The 19630-nt window shown below is 67.8% G+C and carries 16 protein-coding genes; 4 read left to right on the forward strand and 12 right to left on the reverse strand.

The genetic code is table 11. The features are described from left to right. Positions 1 to 50: 50 nt before the first annotated feature. The 4 genes from C3E99_RS00460 to C3E99_RS00475 all read right to left on the reverse strand — a co-directional run bounded on the left by C3E99_RS00460 (position 51) and on the right by C3E99_RS00475 (position 6325). Complete coding sequence (locus C3E99_RS00460; protein ID WP_104959283.1) at positions 51 to 1487, reverse strand: indolepyruvate oxidoreductase subunit beta family protein; 1437 nt, start codon at positions 1485 to 1487, stop codon at positions 51 to 53. Beyond that, positions 1487 to 3610, reverse strand: coding sequence for an indolepyruvate ferredoxin oxidoreductase subunit alpha (locus tag C3E99_RS00465; RefSeq protein ID WP_076073674.1), 2124 nt, complete (start codon positions 3608 to 3610; stop codon positions 1487 to 1489). Before C3E99_RS00465 ends, C3E99_RS00460 begins: the two co-directional genes overlap by 1 nt. A 7-nt stretch (positions 3611 to 3617) precedes the next feature. After that, a complete protein-coding gene (locus tag C3E99_RS00470; protein ID WP_076073676.1) occupies positions 3618 to 4397 on the reverse strand; it encodes a cyclase family protein in 780 nt (259 codons plus the stop codon). Between the two features lie 65 nt (positions 4398 to 4462). Continuing rightward, on the reverse strand, positions 4463 to 6325 hold the full coding sequence (locus tag C3E99_RS00475; protein ID WP_076073679.1) for a tetratricopeptide repeat protein: 1863 nt from the start codon (positions 6323 to 6325) through the stop codon (positions 4463 to 4465). Positions 6326 to 6403: 78 nt separating this feature from the next. Here C3E99_RS00475 and C3E99_RS00480 point away from each other — a divergent pair, with 78 nt between their 5' ends. After that, the gene (locus C3E99_RS00480; RefSeq protein WP_104959284.1) at positions 6404 to 7807 is read left to right on the forward strand and encodes an amidohydrolase family protein; all 1404 of its coding nucleotides are present in this window, start codon (positions 6404 to 6406) and stop codon (positions 7805 to 7807) included. A gap of 222 nt (positions 7808 to 8029) precedes the next feature. Here C3E99_RS00480 and C3E99_RS00485 read toward each other — a convergent pair whose 3' ends face one another. Continuing rightward, the gene (locus C3E99_RS00485; RefSeq protein ID WP_067105366.1) at positions 8030 to 8503 is read right to left on the reverse strand and encodes a MarR family winged helix-turn-helix transcriptional regulator; all 474 of its coding nucleotides are present in this window, start codon (positions 8501 to 8503) and stop codon (positions 8030 to 8032) included. Positions 8504 to 8910: 407 nt separating this feature from the next. Between C3E99_RS00485 and C3E99_RS00490 the strand changes: the two genes are divergently transcribed. Then, on the forward strand, positions 8911 to 10236 hold the full coding sequence (locus tag C3E99_RS00490) for a M24 family metallopeptidase (protein ID WP_199775048.1): 1326 nt from the start codon (positions 8911 to 8913) through the stop codon (positions 10234 to 10236). Positions 10237 to 10276: 40 nt separating this feature from the next. Here C3E99_RS00490 and C3E99_RS00495 read toward each other — a convergent pair whose 3' ends face one another. From C3E99_RS00495 to C3E99_RS00525, 7 genes are read right to left on the reverse strand one after another with little or no spacing between them, the layout of a single operon-like run. Continuing rightward, positions 10277 to 10681 (reverse strand): RidA family protein, encoded by a 405-nt coding sequence (locus C3E99_RS00495; protein WP_076073687.1) that lies wholly within the window; start codon positions 10679 to 10681, stop codon positions 10277 to 10279. Continuing rightward, the gene (locus C3E99_RS00500) at positions 10678 to 11082 is read right to left on the reverse strand and encodes an acyl-CoA thioesterase (RefSeq protein ID WP_076073689.1); all 405 of its coding nucleotides are present in this window, start codon (positions 11080 to 11082) and stop codon (positions 10678 to 10680) included. The genes C3E99_RS00495 and C3E99_RS00500 overlap by 4 nt, the downstream gene beginning before the upstream one ends. Further along, positions 11082 to 12248: an acyl-CoA dehydrogenase family protein gene (locus C3E99_RS00505; protein ID WP_076073692.1), complete on the reverse strand. Its 1167-nt coding sequence runs from the start codon at positions 12246 to 12248 to the stop codon at positions 11082 to 11084. Before C3E99_RS00505 ends, C3E99_RS00500 begins: the two co-directional genes overlap by 1 nt. Beyond that, positions 12248 to 13057: an enoyl-CoA hydratase family protein gene (locus C3E99_RS00510; protein ID WP_076073694.1), complete on the reverse strand. Its 810-nt coding sequence runs from the start codon at positions 13055 to 13057 to the stop codon at positions 12248 to 12250. Before C3E99_RS00510 ends, C3E99_RS00505 begins: the two co-directional genes overlap by 1 nt. Continuing rightward, positions 13054 to 13551, reverse strand: a complete 498-nt coding sequence (locus C3E99_RS00515) for a MarR family winged helix-turn-helix transcriptional regulator (protein WP_234002544.1) — start codon at positions 13549 to 13551, stop codon at positions 13054 to 13056. Before C3E99_RS00515 ends, C3E99_RS00510 begins: the two co-directional genes overlap by 4 nt. Further along, entirely contained in the window at positions 13548 to 14309 is a 762-nt protein-coding gene (locus C3E99_RS00520) for an SDR family NAD(P)-dependent oxidoreductase (protein ID WP_076073697.1), read from the reverse strand. Before C3E99_RS00520 ends, C3E99_RS00515 begins: the two co-directional genes overlap by 4 nt. 16 nt (positions 14310 to 14325) lie before the next feature. Continuing rightward, positions 14326 to 16626: a bifunctional salicylyl-CoA 5-hydroxylase/oxidoreductase gene (locus C3E99_RS00525; RefSeq protein ID WP_076073700.1), complete on the reverse strand. Its 2301-nt coding sequence runs from the start codon at positions 16624 to 16626 to the stop codon at positions 14326 to 14328. 132 nt (positions 16627 to 16758) lie between these two features. Between C3E99_RS00525 and C3E99_RS00530 the strand changes: the two genes are divergently transcribed. Continuing rightward, entirely contained in the window at positions 16759 to 17934 is a 1176-nt protein-coding gene (locus C3E99_RS00530; RefSeq protein WP_234002545.1) for a pyridoxal phosphate-dependent aminotransferase, read from the forward strand. Between the two features lie 43 nt (positions 17935 to 17977). Beyond that, complete coding sequence (locus tag C3E99_RS00535) at positions 17978 to 19630, forward strand: DUF885 family protein (RefSeq protein ID WP_104959285.1); 1653 nt, start codon at positions 17978 to 17980, stop codon at positions 19628 to 19630.

Here is a 19630-nt window from a genome sequence, read left to right on the forward strand (position 1 = left end):
TCAGCCCTTGATGCGAGCCAAGCGGGACAGAGTCTGCTTCGCGCCAGCGATCAGGAGGCCAGGGCTTGGTCGAGTGCCTGGCCTTCCTCGTCCGCCAGCGCCGCCTCGCGCAGGCGGGCGATGTCCGCGGCGGCGAGGTTGCCCTTGCGATACCGCTCGACGATCCGCTCGTAATTGCCGAGGCCGCGCTCGAACGTGTCGCCATAGCCCTTGATCAGCCGCTGGCATTTCACGATCTCGACCGCGACATCGGGCGCGGCGGCGCGGGCGAGCGCCAGCCATGCCTCGATCCGCTCCTGCTCGATCCGGTAGCGCAGCGTGCCGCGCCGCCAGCGCCGCCAGCCGGCGAGCAGCGACAGCATCAGGAACCAGCGCAAGCTGGTCGTCTCGACATGGCGACCCTTCGCGAACAGCGGCTTCAGCCGCCGCGTCAGCCAGGGACTGGCAAGAATGCGGCGCCCGATCGGCGCGGGCAGCGTCTCGCAGACCTCTTCAAGCCGCGGATGCATATATTCGGTGAGCTCGACGATCTGGTCGTCCTTCGCCTTCACCTCGGCGCGGACGCGGGCGAAGCGGCTCGCCCGGACCTTCAGGGCCGCGACGCGGATCGTGTCCTCATAGGACATCCACAGCGCCAGGTGACGCGCGGCTTCGGTCAGCAGCGCGGGATCGGTCCCGAGCGCTTCGAGCCGGTCGAGGTAGAGGGCAGCATAGGCCGCGTCCTGATAGTCCATCAGCCGTTTCACGCCCTCGACCGCGAAATCATGCGCCTCGCGCGGCAGATTCGCTTCGATGCGCGCCAGCAGCGCGCGCCCGGCCGCGGTGGTCGGCGCAGTGGCGCGCGGCGTTTCCTGCGGCGTTCCGCCCTTGCCCTGCGCGGCGTCGAAGCCGGCCGCGAAGCCTTGCAGATTGGTTTCGATCGCCTTGCCGCCCGCGCGGATCGCATCCTCGAAGGCCGCGCGGGGAAAGGGCAGGACGCCGCTGCCCGCGAGCGCGCCGAACATGATCGAACTGATGACGCTGCCCGTGCGCGCGGCGGCATCGTCCATGTCGAAGCCGATGAAGCGGCGGGCCCGCTCCTGCGCGGCGGCCAGGATGCGCTCGCCGCTGGCGCGGCCGTCGCCCATCGCCGATTTCTCGTCGATCGCGTAGACGCGGTGGGTCGAGCCGATCAGCAGCGTGTCCTTCGACACGAAGCCGCGCAGGATCGCGCGGCCGGCCTCCATCAGTTCCGACGCGAGGACGACATCGACGTCGCCGGGCACCGGCATGAGTGCGAGCACGGGTGGTGCGCTGGCGCAGCCGGCCGGGAACATCTCGATATAATAGACGGTGGCGCCGGTGCGCTGCGCGACGCCGGGGACCGAAGTGCCCTGCGCGACATAATTGTTCGCCTCGCCGAGCTGGACGATCCAGTCGGCGAGGACGCCGCCGCCTTGCCCGCCGAGCCCGAGGGCGGCGATGGTGATGCGTTCGCGCCCGGCCATCAGAAAGCCCTCGCGGCCAGCCGGCGCGCCGATCGCCGCTGGAGCGCGCCGATCACCCAGCCGCGCAGCCGATGGCGCAGCCGATCGCGCCGATCGGGATTGGCGATGATCCGCGCCTTGTAGAAGGACGGGCAGAGGACGGCCGCGTGGCTGACCTCTCCGCACACCCCGCATCCGACGCAGCTGTTCTCGACATGCGCAATCGGGTCCTGGCGCAGCGGATCGGGGTTCGTCCGGATCGTCAGCGACGGACAGCCCGACAGGCGGATGCAGCTGTGGTCGCCGGTGCAGGTGTCGGGGTCGACCCCGAAGCGTTCGCGCACCACCCGCTCGCCGGCGCGCAGAGCCTTCGCCATCTGGGGCTTGATGCGCCGCTGGCGGTTAAGCTGGCATTCGGACTGGGCGACGAGCACCTTCGGGCCCTTTTCGGGCGAGGTCAGCGCGTCGCGGATCGCATCGCGCATCCCCGCCACGTCATAGGTGCGCGTCCGCGTCTGCGCCCAGCCGATGCCGACGCCGCGCACCGCGCGCTCGATCGGGTTGTTGGTCTGGCGGTGCGGCGGCCGTGCGCGCGACGAGGGGATGTCCTGTCCGCCGGTCGCGGCCGAATAGCCGTTGTCGACGATGATCGTCAGATTGTCGTCCTGGTTGAAGACCGCGTTGCCGATGCCCGACGTCAGGCCGTTGTGCCAGAAGCCGCCGTCGCCCATGATCGCGACCGCGCGCTTGCCCTCGGGCTTGAACGCGGAGGCGCCCGCGGTGCCGAGGCCATAGCCCATCGTCGTGTTGCCGATGTGAAAGGGCGGCAGGATCGAGAAGAGGTGGCAGCCGATGTCGGCGGAGACGTGCAGTTCCCCAACCTCTTTCTGGACCAGCTTCATCGCCGAGAAGATCGGCCGCTCAGGACAGCCGGTGCAGAAGCCCGCGGGCCGCTGCGGCACTGCGCCCGGCGGCAGCGCGGACGGCTGGGCAGGCTCCTCGGCCGGTGCGCGGTCGGGGGCGTGGGCGCGCAGGAAGCGGGCGATGCCGTCCTTGATGACCGCGGCCGTATATTCGCCCGCGCGCGGCAGCACATCCTTGCCGACGATGCGCGTCTGCAGGTCGGCGCGGCGAACGAGCGTGTTGAGTTCGTGCTCGATGAATTCGGGCTGGCCTTCCTCGACCACCAGCACCGCGCGCTTGCCGGCGCAGAAGGCCTGCACTTCGTCGGGGATCAGCGGATAGGTGACGTTGAGCACATAGACGGGCAGCGCCGCATTGCCGAAGGCGTCGGACAGGTCGAGCAGTTCGAGCGCGCGGTTGAGCGAATTGAACAGCCCGCCCTGGACGATGATGCCGATCTCGTCGCGCTCGGTGCCGAAATGCTCGTTCAGCCTGTGCTGCCTGACGAAATCGATGCCGGCGGGCCAGCGCTTCTCGATCTTCTCGACCTCGTGCAGGAAATTGGCGGGCGGCAGGACGATGCGGTTGGTGTCGCGCGTCGGTGCCGCCGCGGCTTCGGCGACGGTCAGCGGCGGCCGCCGGTTGTCGCGCGCCGTGAAGCTGCCCGTGACATGGCAGGCCCGCACCCTGAGTTCGAGCATGACCGGGGTGTTCGACGCTTCGGACAGCTCGAACCCCTTTTCGACCATGTCGACGATCAGCGGCAGGCTGGGCCGCGGGTCGAGCAGCCACATCTGCGATTTCATCGCGAAGGCGTGGGTGCGCTCCTGCATGATCGAGGAGCCTTCGCCATAATCCTCGCCAAGGATGATCAACGCCCCCCCGGTGACGCCTCCCGAGGCGACGTTCGACAGCGCGTCCGACGCGACGTTGGTGCCGACCACCGATTTCCACGCGACTGCGCCGCGCAGCGGATAGTTGACCGACGCGGCGAGCATCGCCGCGGCGGTCGCCTCGCTGGCCGAGCTTTCGAAATGCACGCCGAGCCCGGCCATCAGGTCGCTGGCGTCGGAAAACACGTCCATCAGGTGGCTGATCGGCGATCCCTGGTAGCCGCCGACATAGGCGACGCCCGCCTGGAGCAGCGCCTTGGTGACCGCGAGGATGCCTTCGCCGTGGAAGGACTCGCCGTCGCCGAGCTTGAGCTGCTCGACCTCCGCCTTGAAGGAACGTTCCGCCATTGCCGCGTCAGTCCGCGACGAGCGCGAGCACGCGCAGCGGGCTGCCCGAACCGCCCTTGATCTTGAGCGGCGCGGCGACGACCACGCTGCCCGTCGGCGGCAGCAGGTCCAGATTCTCGAGACACTGGAGCCCATAGCGGCCCGCCGCGTGGAACAGCGTGTGCGCCGGATAGGCCGGATCGAGCAGATGCGCCTGCCCCGCGTCGGTGCCGATCGTCTCGACGCCCAGCCCGTGTGCGTCGCGTTCGTCGACCAGGAAACGCACCGCCTCCGCCGACGGCCCCGGTGTGTGCGCCCCGTCCTCGCGCCGGTTGGTATAGGCGTCGACGTCGCGCTTCGACCAGTCGGTGCGCAGCATGACCCAGCTGCGCGGCGGGATGCGGCCGTGCGTCGCTTCCCATGCCTTTATATCCTCGACCGTCAGCAGATAGTCGGGATCGGCCGCCGCCTTCTGCGAGATGTCGATGACGACGGCGGGCGCGATGAAATCGGCGGGCGCCACCGTGTCGACCGAATTGTTGGGCAGGTCCTTGCCCGTGATCCAGTGGATCGGCGCGTCGAAATGGGTGCCGGTGTGCTCGCTGACCGTAAAATTGTTCCAGTACCAGGCGACTCCGCGCTCGTCGTAGCGCGAAATCTCTTCCTGGCTGAAGGCGGCGCACTGGCCGAATTCGGGCGGCAGGACGAGCGTCGGCGTCTCGGGCGACAGCGTCTGGGTCAGGTCGATGGTGCGGATCGCGCCCGATGCGACGCCCGCGGCGAATTGCTGGATAATGTTTGCAGTCATGATCTTTTCTCCCGAGCCGGATTGTGCGTCGAAAAACTTGCATATGCAAGTAAATTGATGATCCCCTAGTCCGCCGGCACGACGTCGAACGCGATCGTCGTGCGGTGCCCCTCGTCGGCGAAGGGGATGGTGCCGTGGTAGAAATAGGACGGGAACAGGACGAGGCGCCCCGGTTCCGGACGCACCGTGCGGACGATCCGTTCGCGGGCGCCGAGGCGCAGGCCGGTTTCGCCGAACTTGAGCCACCCCTGTTCGCCTTCGGCGACCGCCGCGGGGAGGGCGACATAATAGACCGCGCTGATCCAGCCTTCGGGGTGGATATGGTTGGTGTGGTGGCCGCCGTCGTGCAGCCGCACCGACCAGGAGCCCGAAAAGGCGAAGCGGGATGCCTTGCGGTTGAGGAAGGGGTGAGCGGCATCGTCGGGCAGCGCGGCGATATAGCGGCGGACGCCTTCCTCGATCAGCGCCCGGACCGCCGCAACCTCCGGCACGTCGCGGCCGAACAGGTCATCGGCCGTCTGCGTCCCGCCGCGCAGCGTCTGTTCGAGCGGATGCCGCTGCCCGAGGTGCAGCGCGCCAAGCGCTTCGTCGAGCCGGCGATTGAAACCGGCGACGTCGCCGTCTGCGGGACTGAGGGCCAGTGTGCCGATCAGCGCCACATCGTTCAGCCATTCGGCGAGGGCATCGCCGGTGAACCGCCACGCGATACCCTGGAGGGCGAGTGCCTGCTGATCGCGGGGATCGGTATCGAGGCGGCGCGCGATGCGCGGCATCGCCTCCGCCGGCCGGTCGAGGATCAGGAGCGAGCGGGCGGATTCACGCAGGGCGGCTGCATGCTCCGGGTCGCCGTCCAGCGCGGCGTCGAAGGCGGCGAGCGCCTCTTCCGACCGGCCGCTCGACCAGAGCGCCTGCCCCAGCCGATGTTGCAGGTCGGCGCCGCCGACGCCGCGTGCGACCGCCGGGGCGAGCAGCGCCGCCGCTTCGCTGGGCTCGCCGCCGAGCGTCAGGCGGTTGGCAAGCCCCGCGAGCAACCCGGCGTCGTCGGGATGACGGCGCAGCGCCTCGCGATAGCTGTCGAGATGGCGATCGGCGCGGCGATGCTCCCAGAGCAGTCGGCTGAGCGAATCGTGCATCGCAGCGTCGGCTGGCGTCAGGCGGATCGCCGCGCGATAGGCGGCGGCGGCTTCGTCGATGCGGCCAAGATCCTGCAGGCAATGCCCGAGGTTGTACCGGATTTTCGCTTCGCCGGGTGCCTGCGCGGCGCATTCCTCGAAGAGCGGCAAAGCCTCTTCGGGGCGCCCGACGAGCCGCAGCGCCACCGCGAGATTGTGCTGCCAGGGCGCATGGTCGGGGCGCAGGCGCAGCGCGGTGCGGTAGGCGTCGACGGCCTGCTTTCCGTCGTTCAGCGCGTTCAGCGCCTGACCGAGCACGGCCCATGCGCGCGCATGGTCGGGGCGCGCGCGGACGAGCGGAGCGAGCCCGTCGCGTGCCGCGCCCGGATCGCCGAGCGCGATCCGCGCCAGCGCGAGGTTGATCCGCGCGTCGTCGTAGCTGGGCGCAAGAGCCAGCGCTTCCTGATAGGCGGCGGCGGCCTCGGCGTGCCGTCCGAGATCGGAAAGGCTGCTGCCCAGATTGTTGAGCACGTGCGGCTGGCCGGGACGGGCGGCCAGCGAACGGCGGAACAGCGCCGTCGCCGCGGTGTGATCGCCGCGCCGCCGCGCGACCATCCCCAGCAATTGCAGCGCGTCGGGCTGATCGGGGCTCTGGGCCAATATGGCTTGCAGGCCGGCTTCCGCGGCATCGAAACGCCCCGAGCGGGCAAGCACCATCGCCTGACCAAGCGCCTGTTCGAGGCCTGCCTGCGGTTGCGCCAGCGGCATGTCGTGCTCCGGCGGCCGCGATCGCCCGCCGATCCGGCCGCCGCGCATCGAAGCAAATCCCTCTTGTGTCGTCAAGAGAATCGCGCTTTAAATCATGTGTAAATTCACATTTCAGGGGAGGTTGCCATGCCGGATCATATCGCACGTCGTCGAGGGGGCGATCGCTGGAAGCACGCGGCGCTGGGCGTCGGCCTGCTGACATCGCTCGCCGCCTTGTCGCCGGTTGTACAGGCGGCCGAGCGCCCGATTCCCGAAACGACCGACGACGTGCGGCGCGTGCCGATTCCCCCGATTGATCGCAGCCACGAACCGATCGTCGTGATCGCCGGCGGCACGCTGATCGACGGACGCGGCGGCGCGCCGATCTCCAATGCGGTGGTGGTGACTCAGGGCGACCGGATTCTCGCCGCGGGACCCGCCGGGTCGGTGGCAGTGCCGGCCGATGCCGCGCGCACGATCGACGCCTCCGGCCTGTACGTGATGCCGGGCCTGATCGATCTGCACATCCACTTCACCCAGCAGCGCTGCGACGATTTCGGCAAATATTCTGACAGCCCGGCAGGCGCCGCGATCCGCGGCGTCGCGCTGGCCGAGCAACTGATCAACGCTGGCATCACCGCGGCACGCGACGTGGGTACCGTCGACGATGTCGCGCTGCGCATCAAGGAAGGGGTCGACCGCGGCATCATCCGCGGGCCGCGCGTCCTGTGGAGCGGGCGCATCATCGCGACCACCGGCGGCCACGGCGACGAGGTGACGTCGACGGCGACCGGGCGGCAGAAGCCAGCACTGGGCGGGCCGTCGAAGGGCGCCAACGGCCCGTGGGAATGGCGCACCGCGGTGCGCGAGCAGATCCGCAACCTTGCCGACTGGATCAAGCTCGGCGCGCCGGCCGATAAGGAGGAACTGGCGGCGGCGATCGACGAGGCGCACTCGCTGGGCGTGCCGGTCGCGATCGACAGCTTCGGCAAATATACCGACTGGGCGATCGAGGCCGGGGTCGACACGCTCGAACATCCGCTGGCGATGAGCGACAATGCGGTGCCGCTGATGAAGAAGCACGGGACGGCGTTCGTCCCGACGATCATCGCCTTCGACAATCTGCTCAACGGCGGCTATCCGACCGCCGGCATTCCGAGCGGCGGTTTCTATAACACCCATTCGCGCCGTTTCGTGATCGACCAGCGGGACCATCTGAAGCGCGTGACCGAAGCCTATCGCGCCGGCGTGCCGATCGGCGTCGGGACCGACATTCCGTTCGAAAACGACGAACGCTATCCCGACGCCTATTTCCATGAACTCGATTATCTGAGCCAGGCGGGGATGAGCAACGCCGACATCCTTGCATCGGCGACCCGCGTCGGCGCGCAGATCATGCGGATGGGCGACAAGCTGGGCACGATCGAAAAGGGCAAGATCGCGGACATATTGATCGTCGGCGCGAACCCGCTCGATTCGCTCAAGAATCTGCGCGACGTCCGCTACGTCGTCGCGGACGGCAAGGTGGTCGTCGACGGGCCGGCGCGTTAGGCCGGACCGACATTCCGCTCTGGCGACCTGCAAATGGCGGTTTTTCGCGCTTCCGCTGCTCAAGTCGGGAATTATCCCTTTTCGACAAGGAACCATTCCCGGCGAAAGCCGGGGTTCACGCAGGACAGTACTGTGCCCTGGACCCGGGCTTTCGCCGGGGAACAGGTTCTTGCCGCTTGCGGGTGGCGCGTCCGTACGATGTCATCGTCCGCCCACGCGGCGCTATTCGATTGGCAGTTTGCTGAGGTTGGCGCTGATCTTCTGAAGCGTGCGCAGCAGGTGGGCGAGGTCGCGGTTGCTGATGCCGTCCATCGCGCGCGTGAACTGGCGTCCGACGATCGGGGTCAGCTTGCGCAGCGTCTGCTGGCCCGCGGGCGTCAGCGTGACTTCGGTGACGCGGTTATCCTCGGGATTGGGCTCGGTCGTCACGAGCCCCTGTTCGATCATCCGGTCGATGATCCGGCTGATCGTCGACCGCTTGGTCAGGGCGGCTTCCGCGATCGCGCCGATGCTAGCGGGCTGACGCTCACGCAGCACCGTCATGACGCGATAGACGGGCTTGGACACGCCGTGCTTGTGCAGCACCTTGTCCATGTCCTCATGATATTTGAAATCGGCGTGCGCCATCAGATAGAATGGCGAATTCTCCAGGCGAAATGTCGGACTGCTCGGGTCGTAATCACCACGATTTTCCATTTCGCCCCCCAATTTGTCCGTCGATTTCCTCGTCGACCTTGCGTTCATGTGTTCCCCAAATGCCCTGTAGGATCAAGCCGTTCCGTCATGGCGAAACGCTCATGGCGCTCGAATTAGCCGAAAACATATGTATTTGCACTTGGTTATGAGGGGGCGGTTCCGAAATCGTCTGCCGGGTGCTCGCGCCGGTGCCGGGAAGGATTGCGAGACGGCCCTCGATCTCCTCCCTTGCCGTTACGACTGCCGTTCTTTTTCCCCATAGTGGTTAGTGACGCCCGCCACGGCATCACGTGGTCCTTTCCGTGGTGGATAAATTGACACTAATCGCGTGAATATGAATATATAAGTCGCGCTGAGCCGACCGGCCGCTTCCGCGGGACGGCACGCAATACAGGAGGAGGGTGGCGATGCGGGCGAATCGGCTGGTGCGGACGATGGGAATGCTGACGATGCTGTCGGCGGTGATCGCGGTTCCCGCCCCGGCGCAGGAAGCGAAACAGCGCTGGGACCAGCTATGCCAGATCCGCAAGGACAAGCTCGACCTGATCCTGCCGGAGGCGATGCGCGAGAACGGCATCGACATGTGGATCGTCGCGTCGCGCGAGGGGCATGACGATCCCAATGCGGCGATGCTGGGCGGCGGCTATGTCGGCGACATCGGCTATTATATCTTCACCGACCGCGGCGGCGGGCGGATCGAGCGGGCGGCGCTGGGCATCGGCGGCGCGGCCTTCGAACAGTGTCCGCTCTATGATATCAAGGGGCCGCCGTCGGACCTGCGCGCCTTTGTCGAGGCGCGGGCGCCCGCGCGCATCGGCATCAACGTCGCGACCGAGATCGGCACCGCCGACGGGCTCAGCCGTTCGCTTTACGAGGCGCTTCGCGCGGCGCTGGGTCCCGATCTGGCGGCGCGGCTGGTCTCCGCCGAAAAGCTCGTTTCCGATTTCCGCTCGCGGCACAGCGCCACCGAGATCGCGGCCTTTGCGCGCGCCGGCGAATATTCGCGGACCATCGCCGAACGGGCGCTATCGAACGAGGTGATCCGGCCGGGCCACACGACGACCGGCGATGTCGCCTGGTGGATGATGGAGGAATTGCACCGGCAGGGGCTGGGCAATAGCTTCGGCCTGCCCAGCATCTATGTGCTGGGGCCGGGCGAACGCGGGCCGACGTCGGGCGATCATGTGATCCAACCGGGCGACCTCATCACCATGGACTGGGGCGTCAACTATCTGCTCGCCTATACCGACATGAAGCGCATGGCCTATGTGTTGAAGCCCGGCGAGAATGCGCCGCCGCCGGGCGTGCAGCGCGCCTTCGACAAGGCGATGGAGATACGGCGGATGATCCTCGACGCGATCCGCCCGGGCGTGACCGCGGGCGAGGCGCTGGCGGCGGTCAACCGCCGCGTCGCGCAGACGCCGGGGCTTGCGCTCGGCCGCTACGACGATCCGAGTCCCGACCCGAAATATTCGGACGTGGTGATCGGCAGCCATTCGGTCGGCGACTGGGGGCATGGATCGGGGCCGTCGATGGCGGATTTCAACCCGCTGCGCATGACCTATGCCTTGCGGCCCGGCAATTTCCTGTCAATCGAACTGTTTCTCTATACCCCCGTTCCCGAATGGGGCGGGCGCAAGATCAAGATCCCGCTCGAAGACAATGGCGTGGTGATCGCGCGCGGCTTCGAGTGGACCGCGCCCCCGGCGAGCCGTATCCTGCTGGTGAAATAGCGTCCCATTCAGCCCTCCCCAGAAGGGGGAGGGGCTCGATTCACACTTCGGGGACGACCGCGATCGTTTCGATCTCGATCTTCGCCTCGGCCTCGACCAGCGCCACGACCTCGGCCACCGCCATCGCGGGGAAGTTGCGGCCGATCAGATCGCGATAGGCTTCGCCGATCGCGGGCAGGCTGGCGAGATATTCGTCGCGGCTCGTCACATACCAGGTCATGCGCACGATATGCTCGGGGCCCGCGCCAGCCTCTGCGAGGATCGCCAGCGTGTTGACCAGGACCTGGCGGAACTGGCCCGCGAGGTCGGGGCTGACGAAGCGCTCCTCGTCATCCCAGCCGACCACGCCGGCGGTGAAGACCATGCGGCCGGTCGCCGCGACGCCGTTGGCGTAGCCGCGCGGTCGTTTCCAGCCGGGGGGGAGCAATGTTTGATGAGCGGTCATGATATTTCCTTGTTCAGACGGTCGAGAAGCTCTGGCGGCCAGGGGCGCGAGCGGCCCTGCGCCAGATCGATGAGCACCTGGGTGTAGCGGACGGAGAAGCGGGGCTGGCCCGCGCAGGCGATGGCGACGGCCAGATCGACCGAACTGCGACCCGCCCGCGTGACCGCGACGGTGAAATCGAGCCGGTCGCCGAGGCGGCTCGGCGTCGCGAATTCGGCGTGCAGGCTGACCGTCGGCAGGCCGAGCCCCATGTCGAGATGCAGCGTGCGGCGGTCGATCCCCAGCACCGCTGCGGTCCAGTCCTCGATCGCCGCATCGCACAGCTCAAAATAGCGCGGATAGAAAGCGATGCCCGCGGGGTCGCAGTGCGCGAAGCGCAGCGGCAGGCTGGTGTGGAACATCAGGGCGCGCTCTGGGCGAGATGCTGGCGCGCGATCACGACCTTCTGCACCTCCGACGCGCCCTCGTAGATGCGCAGCGCCCGCACCTCGCGATAGAGCGCCTCGACCGGCGTGCCGACGGTGACACCGAGGCCACCGAACATCTGCACCGCCTTGTCGATCACCTGCTGCGCGCTGTCGGTCGCGTGCAGCTTGGCGAGCGCCGCCTCGCGCGTGTTGCGCTCGCCGCGCACGTCGCGGAGCCAGCCGGCGCGGTAGATGAGTAGCGCTGAGGTGTCGACGTCGAGCACCATTTCGGCGAGCTTCGCCTGCGTCACCGCATTGTCGGCGAGCGTGCCTGCGCCCAGCTTGCGGACCCGCGCGCGCGCGGTCGCCTCGTCGAGCGCGCGGCGCGCGAAGCCGAGCGCGGCGGCGCCGACGGTGGTGCGGAAGATGTCGAGCGTCGCCATCGCGGCGGCGAAGCCGCGCCCCGATTCGCCGAGCAGCGCGGTTTCGGGCAGTGCCATGCCGGTAAAGGTCAGGGTGGCGAGCGGATGCGGCGCGATGACGGCGATGCGCTCGGTCACCGCGAGGCCGGGGGTATCGGCATCGACGATGAAGGCCGACACGCCCTTTGCGCCGGGCGCCTCGCCGGTGCGGGCGAACAGGACATAATAGTCAGCGATGCCGCCGTTCGAGATATAGGTCTTGGCGCCGTCGACGCGATAGCCGTCGCCGGTGCGGGTCGCGGTTGTCTCCATCGACGCGACATCGGAGCCTGAGGCGGGCTCGGTGAGCGCGAAGGCCGCAATCTTCCGCCCCGCCGCGACGTCGGGCAGATAGGCGCGCTTCTGCGCCTCGGTCCCGAACAGGCTGATCGTGCCCGACCCGAGCCCCTGCATCGCGAAGGCGAAGTCGGCGAGGCCCGAATGGCGCGCCAGCGTTTCGCGGATCAGCGCGAGCGAGCGGATGTCGAGCGTGTCGTGCATCCCGCCATAGGCGGTGGGGACGCAGTAGCGCAGCCAGCCGGCGTCGCCGAGCGCTCGGACCAGCGCGCGGCATTCGCCGTCGACATCTTCCGAATGGGCGTGCGCGACGTTCGCCGCGCACCAGTCGTCGAGCTCGCGGCCGAGGCGGCGGTGGCCGTCGTCGAGGAACGGCCAGTCGAGGAAGCTGCGGTCGGCCATCAGTCGCCCGCGAATTCGGGGCTGCGCTTGTCCGCGAACGCCTCGAAGGCGCGGCGGAAATCGTTGGTCGCCATGCAGATCGCCTGCGCCTGCGCCTCCATCTCGATCGCGGTCTCGACCGAGACCGCCCATTCGGTGTTGAGCTGCGTCTTGGTGATGCCGTGCGCGAAGGTGGGGCCGCTGGCGAGCGAGCGGGCGAGGCCGAGCGCCTCGTCGAGCAGCGCGTCGGGTTCGACGAGACGGTTGTGGAAGCCCCAGCGTTCGCCTTCCTCGGCACCCATCATCCGGCCGGTGTAGAGCAGGTCCGACGCGCGGCCCTGGCCGATGATGCGCGGCAGGATCGCGCAGGCGCCCATGTCGCACCCGGCGAGGCCGACGCGCGTGAACAGGAAGGCGGTCTTTGCCGCCGGGGTCGCGATGCGCATGTCCGACGCCATCGCCATGATCGCGCCGGCACCGACGCAGATGCCGTCAATCGCGGCAATGATCGGTTGCGGGCATGCGCGCATCGCCTTGACGAGATCGCCTGTCATGCGCGTGAAATTGAGCAGTTCGGGCATCCGCATTTCAGTCAGCGGCCCGATGATTTCGTGCACGTCGCCGCCCGACGAGAAATTGCCGCCGGCGCCGATGACGACCACCGCCTTGACCGCGGGCGCGTAGACGAGCGCGCGGAAGGTGTCGCGCAGTTCCGCGTAGCTTTCGAAGGTCAACGGGTTCTTGCGGTCGGGGCGGTTGAGCGTGACCGTGGCGACGCCGGCGTCGAACCGCCAGCCGAAATGTTGGGGCGAAAAGCTTTCGGGATTCATGCGTCTTCCTTTCCAGTGTCGGCGGCCAGCGAGTGCTTGAGCGCGCCGAGCAGATCATAGAGCGCCGTGCGCTGGTCGCGGCTGAGCCCCGCGAGCATCGCGTCGATCCAGTCGTGGTGCGCGTCGGCGAGACCGGCGAAGCATTCGCGCCCCTGCTGCGTCAGGCGGACGATCGACGCGCGGCCGTCGGTCGGCGACGGGGCGATGCTGACATAGCGGTCGCGGGCGAGCGTCTGGACGACGCCGGTGACATTGCCGTTCGAAACCAGCAGCGCCTGCGACAACTGCCCCATCGTCATGCCTTCGGGGTGGCGGTCGAGCGCGGCCATGACATCGAAACGCGGCAGGGTGACGCCGAACCGGTCGGCGAAACGGCGCTTGATGCGCTTTTCGATCACCGTCGCGCAGGTGAGCAGCCGCAGCCAGAGGCGGACGTTGCCGTGCGCGCCCATCGCGCCGTCGTGCTTTTCGCGGATCGCGGCGGGGGCGGTCACATCACCTCTCCGCCCGCGACCATCACCGCCTGCCCGGTCACCGACCGGCTGGCGGGCAGGCAGAGCCACAGCACCGCCTCCGCGACCTCAACGGGGTCGATGAGCCGCCGCTGCGGGTTGAAGCGCGTCAGTTCGGCCAGCGCCTCGGTTTCGCTGCGGCCGGTCTTCGCCCGGATATTGGCGACAGCCCGCCCGACGATGTCGGTGTCGGTAAAGCCGGGGCAGACGGCGTTGGCGGTCAGCGGCGTCGCGGCATATTCGGTCGCGAGCGCGCGCATCAGCCCGATCGCGCCATGCTTCGACGCGACATAGGGCGCGGTATAGGCATAGCCCTTCACCCCCGCGGTCGATGCGACGGTGACGATGCGTCCGGCGGGCGCCGCCAGCAGGTCGGGCAGCGCCGCCTGGCAGCAATGAAAGAGGGCGTCGAGATTGATCGCCATCGCGCCGCGCCATGCTTCGGCCGTGACGCGGGCGAATGGCGCGCTCGGCGCGATCCCGGCGTTGTTGACGAGAATGGAAATCGGTCCATGGGCGCTGCGCGCGCTATCGAACGCCGCCTCCACCGCCGCGCGATCGGCGACGTCGGCGGGGGCGACATGCGCGTGAGGCAGCGAGGCCGCCGTCGCTTCGAGGGCGTCGCGCCTGCGCCCGATCAGCGTCAGCCGCGCACCTTCGGCCGCGAGCGCCCGTGCGATGGCGGCACCGATTCCCGATCCGCCCCCGGTGATGACGGCATGCACGTCCTGCAAACGCATTGGGACTCCTCCCGCCTCAGCCCCGCAGGGCGGCTTCCTGTTCGGCCGCACGCTTCATGTTGCGCGCGAGCTGGCTCATCCCGTTCAGATAGGGGGAGGGCACCGCGGCGCCGCGATAGTCGTGCTGCGCCGCGGCGCGCAGCGTCCACATCGGATCGATCATGTGCGGGCGCCCGAGCGCGACGAGGTCGGCGCGGCCGGCGGCGAGGATCGAATTGACATGGTCGGGTTCGAAGATGTTGCCGACCGCCATCGTCGACACGCGCGCCTCGTTGCGGACCTGGTCGGCGAAGGGAGTCTGGAACATGCGGCCATAAACGGGCTTGCAATCGGCCCAGGTCTGGCCGGCGGACACGTCGATCAGGTCGGCGCCCGCGGCGCGAAATGCCTCGGCGATCAGCACTGCCTCGTCGGGCGTCACCCCGGCATCGCCCATCCAGTCGGTGGCGGAGATGCGGACCGACATCGGCCGTTCGGCGGGCCACGCCTCGCGCATCGCGGCGAAGACCTCGAGCGGGAAGCGCAGCCGGTTTTCGAGGCTGCCGCCATATTCGTCGGTGCGCCGGTTCTGGAGCGGCGTGATGAAGCTCGACAGGAGATAGCCGTGCGCGGCGTGCATCTCGACCATGTCGAAGCCGGCGTAGATCGCCATGCGCGTCGCCGCGACGAACTGGTCGCGCACCATGTCCATGTCGGCGCGCGTCATCGGACGGGGCGTCTGGTTCGATCCGCTCCACGGCACGTCGGACGCGGCGATCAGCGGCCAGTTGCCCTCGTCGAGCGGCTCGTCCATCCCTTCCCAGCCGATCTTCGTCGATCCCTTGGCGCCCGAATGGCCGAGCTGGAGGCATAGCTTCGCCTTGCTGTCGCGGTGGACGAACTCGGTGATGCGGCGCCACGCGGCGGCGTGTTCGGGCGTGTACATGCCGGGGCAGCCCGGGGTGATCCGCGCCTCGGGCGAGACGCAGGTCATCTCGGTATAGACCAGCCCCGCGCCGCCCTGCGCGCGAACGCCATAGTGGACGAAATGGAAATCGCCCGGCGTGCCGTCGACCGCCGAATACATCGCCATCGGCGACACGACGATGCGATTTTCGAGTTGCATGTCGCGCAGCTTGTAGGGGGCGAACATCGGCGGCGCGCCGGCGTCGCGGCCGCCGGGCGCCTGCGCCTGGAACCAGCGTTCGACGCTTTCGAGCCAGCGCTTGTCGCGCAGGCGCAGATTTTCGTGGCTGACGCGCTGCGAGCGGGTGAGCAGCGAGTAAGCGAACTGGATCGGCTGGAAGGGCAGGTAGCGGTCGAGCGTCTCGAACCATTCGGTCGAGTTGCGCGCGCTGTTCTGCAGCTTCAGCACCTCGATGCTGCGTTCGGCCTGATATTCCTCCAGCGCCTGGGCGCGGGCGAGACCCGGGCGGTTGAGCACCTCGGCAAGCTTGATCGCGTCCTCGAGCGCCAGCTTGGTTCCCGATCCGATCGAGAAATGCGCGGTGTGCGCCGCGTCGCCGAGCAGGACGAACTTGTCGTGCGACCATTGGCCGGTGATGATGCGCCGGAAGTTGAGCCACGCGGCCGAGCCGCGCAGATGCGACGCGTTCGACATCAGCTTGTTGCCGTCGAGATATTTGGCGAACACGCGCTCGCTCCACGCGATCGCCTCGTCGGGGCCTTGCCGGTCGAGGCCCAGCTTTTCCCACGTTTCGGGCGCCATCTCGACAATAAAGGTCGAGAGATTGTCGTCGAAGCGATAGGCATGCGCCCACACCCAGCCTTCTTCGAGCTGCTCGAAGGCGAAGGTGAAGGCGTCGAACGTCTTGTGCGTGCCGAGCCAGATATAGCGGTTGCGGCGGGTCTGGATGTCGACGTCGAAATGCTCGGCATAGGCGTCGCGGATGCGGCTGTTGGCGCCATCGGCGGCGATGACGAGGTCGTAATCGACCCAGTCGGCGAGATCGGGCCCCATCTCGGTTTCGAAATGGAAACGGACGCCCAGTTCGCGGGCGCGGTCCTGCAGGATGCGGAGCAGCCGCTTGCGGCCGATGCCGATGAAGCCGTGCCCGGTCGACCGGATGCATTCGCCGTGGATATGGACGTCGATGTCGTCCCAATGCGCGAATTCGTCGCGGATCGTCGCCCCGCTGACGGGATCGTTCGCCATCAGATTCTCGACCGTCTGGTCGGAAAAGACCACGCCCCAGCCGAAGGTGTCGTCGGCGCGGTTGCGCTCGAACACGTCGACCTGGTGCGCGGGGTCGCGCAGCTTCATCGAGATGGCGAAATAGAGGCCGGCCGGGCCGCCGCCCACGCATGCGATCTTCACTGCGAACGACTCCCTACCGTTGACGATGCGGCGATTCCTAAGCCCATGCCGGAAAAGCTTCAAGCCTAAAATTTTAAGCTTGAAATATCATATATCATGCAATTATTCACGTGTATGGACAGCATTGGAGGCATGATGATGAAGTGGCCGGCACAGCGTCTGACGACGGGATCGAAGAAAAGCTTCGGCATGTATGACGAGGCGGCGAAGCTCGATGCGCAGGGCGCCGACCTGATCCACCTCGAATTCGGACGGCCGCACGCCGACACGCCGGTGCATATCAAGGAAGCGGCGAAGGCGGCGCTCGACGCGGGCATCGTCCACTATGGCGATTTCCGCGGCACGCTGTCGTTCCGGCAGGCGCTGGTCGAAAAGCTGCGCAGCTTCAACGGCCTCGATTACGGCGTCGACGAGGTGCTGGTGACGAACGGGCTGACGCATGCGTCGTTCGCCGCGTTCATGGCGGCGCTCGACCCGGGCGACGAGGTCATCCTGCTCGATCCCTATTATCCGCAGCATGTCGGCAAGGCCGAACTCGCCGGCGGCAAGGTAGTGATCGCCGAGCTCGACAAGGCCGACAATTTCGCGATCTCGAAGGAGAAGATCGCGGCGAAGATCACCGACAGGACCCGGATGATCGTGCTGATCAACCCCGCCAACCCGACCGGCCGCGTCTATAGCCGCGCCGAGCTTCAGGCGGTCGCCGACCTGGCGATCGCGCACGACCTGCTCGTGCTGTCGGACGAGGTCTATGAATATATCACCTATGGCCAGGCGCCGCATGTCAGCATCGCGAGCCTGCCGGGGATGCGCGAGCGCACCATCACCTGCTTCGCCTTCACCAAGGCCTATTCGATGGACGGCTGGCGGGTCGGCTATCTGACCGCCGATGCCCGCCTGATGCCCGCGATCCTGCGCATCACCATGACCGACGTGACGCATGTCAACGTCTTCGTCCAGGAGGGCGCGCGCGCCGCCGTCGAGGGGCCGCAGGACGCGATGCACGCGCTGGTCGAGGCCGACCGGCGCAAGCGCGACATCGTCGTCCAGGCGCTCAACCAGATGCCGGGCGTGACCTGCGCCGAGCCCGAAGGCACCATCTATGCCTTTCCCGACATCAGCGGCACCGGGCGCGGTTCGCAGGAGCTGGCGATGGCGATCCTGCAGGAGGCGCATGTCGTCGTCGAATCGGGCAGCTTTTACGGACCGAGCGGCGAAGGCCACCTGCGCATCTGTTTCGGATCGGAATCGGAGGCGCGCGTAAGCGAGGCGATGGACCGGCTCACCCGCTTCTTCAACACGCTGTAGCCCGGCCGTGCGCGCCGCGACGGAAGGACGAAAGGGAAATGCCATGAGAAAGACGCTCCACCTCGCCGCCGCGCTGACCGCGATGCCGCTGCTGTCGCTTGCCGCGGCGGCGCCGCTCGCCGCGCAGGAACAGGCCGCGCGCCCGGACCATGGGGCGCTCGTCGCGCTCTACGACGCGTTCCGCGCCTTCGTGCCGCCGCCGATGGTGAAGGGCGTCCCCGATTATTCGCCGCCGGCGATGGCGAAGCAATATGAGGAGCTGAAGCGGTTCCAGGCCCGGCTCGCGGCGATCGACGACAGCGGCTGGCCGGTGTCCGAGCGCGTCGATTACATGGTCGTGCTCGCGGAAATGCGCGGGCTGGAATTCCAGCACCGCGTCGTTCAGCCGTGGAAGCGCGACCCCGCTTTCTACAGCACCACCAACCTCGGCTTCGGGCCGAAGATGCACGGCGCGATCGCGATCCCGAAACTGCCGCTGCCCAAGGACAAGCTGGCCGAGTTCACGGCGCGGCTGAACGCCGTGCCCGAAGCGTTGCGCCAGGCGCGCGTCAACCTGACCGAGCCGCGCGGCGACCTCGCCCGGCTGGGAATCGCGCAGAAGCAGGTCGAGATGAACGTCTATGGCGAACTCGCGGCGCGGGCGGCGCAGGTGCAGCCCGCGCTGGTCGCACCGGCGAAGCGGGCGCAGGCCGCCGCCGCGGAGTTCAAGGCGTGGCTCGAAAGCATCGAGGCGGGGCTTCCGGCGCACGGCGGCGTCGGCCGGGACAATTATGCCTGGTATCTGAAGAACGTCCTGCTGCTGCCCTATACGCCCGAGGACATCGCCGTGATCGGCGAGCGCGAATATCAGCGGCAGGTGGCCTTCCTGAAGATCGAGGAGCATCGCAACCGCCACATCGCGATGCCCGAGCCGGTGCAGACGCGCGCCGAATTCGACGCCAAGCGCAAGGCCGAGGACGAGGATCTGCTGAAATTCCTGCGCGACGGCGACTGGGTGACGATCCCCGATTATGTGCAGCACGATCCCGAGGAGGGGCCGTATCAGTTCCCGTTCGAGAAGGACCCGGCCAAGCCGGGGCTGTTCGATCCGCCGCTGCATCTCCATTTCTTCTTCCAGGCGGAGTTCCGCGACGGGCGCCCGCTGCGCGCGCACAACCTGCCCGGCCACGCCTTCGACGCGCTGCAGGCGGCGCGCGACACGCGGCCGATCCGCGGCAAGCCGCGCCTGTTCTTCGTCAACGGCCTGCGCAACGAGGGCTGGGCCTTTTACCTGGAAGAGATGATCCTGCAGGCCGGGCTGCTCGAGGACCGGCCCAAGACGCGCGAGATCGACTATATCCTGGGCGCGAAGCGCGCCGCGCGCATCCTGCCCGAGCTGAAGATGCAGGCGAACGAATGGACCTGGAAGCAGGCCAACGCCTCGCTGATCGCGCGCACGCCGAAGTGGATGGAGCCCGGCGACGCGGTGGCGCAGTTCGATATCGAGCTTTATCTGCGCCAGCCCGGCTATGGCATCGGCTATTACATGGGGAAGGTCGAGCTCGAGAAACTGCTCGCCGACGTCGCGATGCAGGAAGGCGACAGGTTCGACATCAAATCCTTCCACGACCGTTTCCGCGCCGCCGGGTCGATCCCGATCTCGCTCATCCGCTGGGAAATGACCGGCCGCGACGACGAGATCCGGGCGCTGCGGTAA

This window comes from Sphingopyxis sp. MG, from assembly GCF_002953155.1.
Classification (GTDB): Bacteria; Pseudomonadota; Alphaproteobacteria; order Sphingomonadales; family Sphingomonadaceae; genus Sphingopyxis; species Sphingopyxis granuli.

What these genes read in the sequence shown, in the direction of transcription:
- C3E99_RS00460 (WP_104959283.1), bottom strand. Translation starts at nt 1,487, where the DNA reads ATGGCCGGGCGCGAACGCATCACCATCGCCGCCCTCGGGCTCGGCGGG.
- C3E99_RS00465 (WP_076073674.1), bottom strand. Translation starts at nt 3,610, where the DNA reads ATGGCGGAACGTTCCTTCAAGGCGGAGGTCGAGCAGCTCAAGCTCGGC.
- C3E99_RS00470 (WP_076073676.1), bottom strand. Translation starts at nt 4,397, where the DNA reads ATGACTGCAAACATTATCCAGCAATTCGCCGCGGGCGTCGCATCGGGC.
- C3E99_RS00475 (WP_076073679.1), bottom strand. Translation starts at nt 6,325, where the DNA reads ATGCGCGGCGGCCGGATCGGCGGGCGATCGCGGCCGCCGGAGCACGAC.
- C3E99_RS00480 (WP_104959284.1), top strand. Translation starts at nt 6,404, where the DNA reads ATGCCGGATCATATCGCACGTCGTCGAGGGGGCGATCGCTGGAAGCAC.
- C3E99_RS00485 (WP_067105366.1), bottom strand. Translation starts at nt 8,503, where the DNA reads ATGGAAAATCGTGGTGATTACGACCCGAGCAGTCCGACATTTCGCCTG.
- C3E99_RS00490 (WP_199775048.1), top strand. Translation starts at nt 8,911, where the DNA reads ATGCGGGCGAATCGGCTGGTGCGGACGATGGGAATGCTGACGATGCTG.
- C3E99_RS00495 (WP_076073687.1), bottom strand. Translation starts at nt 10,681, where the DNA reads ATGACCGCTCATCAAACATTGCTCCCCCCCGGCTGGAAACGACCGCGC.
- C3E99_RS00500 (WP_076073689.1), bottom strand. Translation starts at nt 11,082, where the DNA reads ATGTTCCACACCAGCCTGCCGCTGCGCTTCGCGCACTGCGACCCCGCG.
- C3E99_RS00505 (WP_076073692.1), bottom strand. Translation starts at nt 12,248, where the DNA reads ATGGCCGACCGCAGCTTCCTCGACTGGCCGTTCCTCGACGACGGCCAC.
- C3E99_RS00510 (WP_076073694.1), bottom strand. Translation starts at nt 13,057, where the DNA reads ATGAATCCCGAAAGCTTTTCGCCCCAACATTTCGGCTGGCGGTTCGAC.
- C3E99_RS00520 (WP_076073697.1), bottom strand. Translation starts at nt 14,309, where the DNA reads ATGCGTTTGCAGGACGTGCATGCCGTCATCACCGGGGGCGGATCGGGA.
- C3E99_RS00530 (WP_234002545.1), top strand. Translation starts at nt 16,759, where the DNA reads ATGATGATGAAGTGGCCGGCACAGCGTCTGACGACGGGATCGAAGAAA.
- C3E99_RS00535 (WP_104959285.1), top strand. Translation starts at nt 17,978, where the DNA reads ATGAGAAAGACGCTCCACCTCGCCGCCGCGCTGACCGCGATGCCGCTG.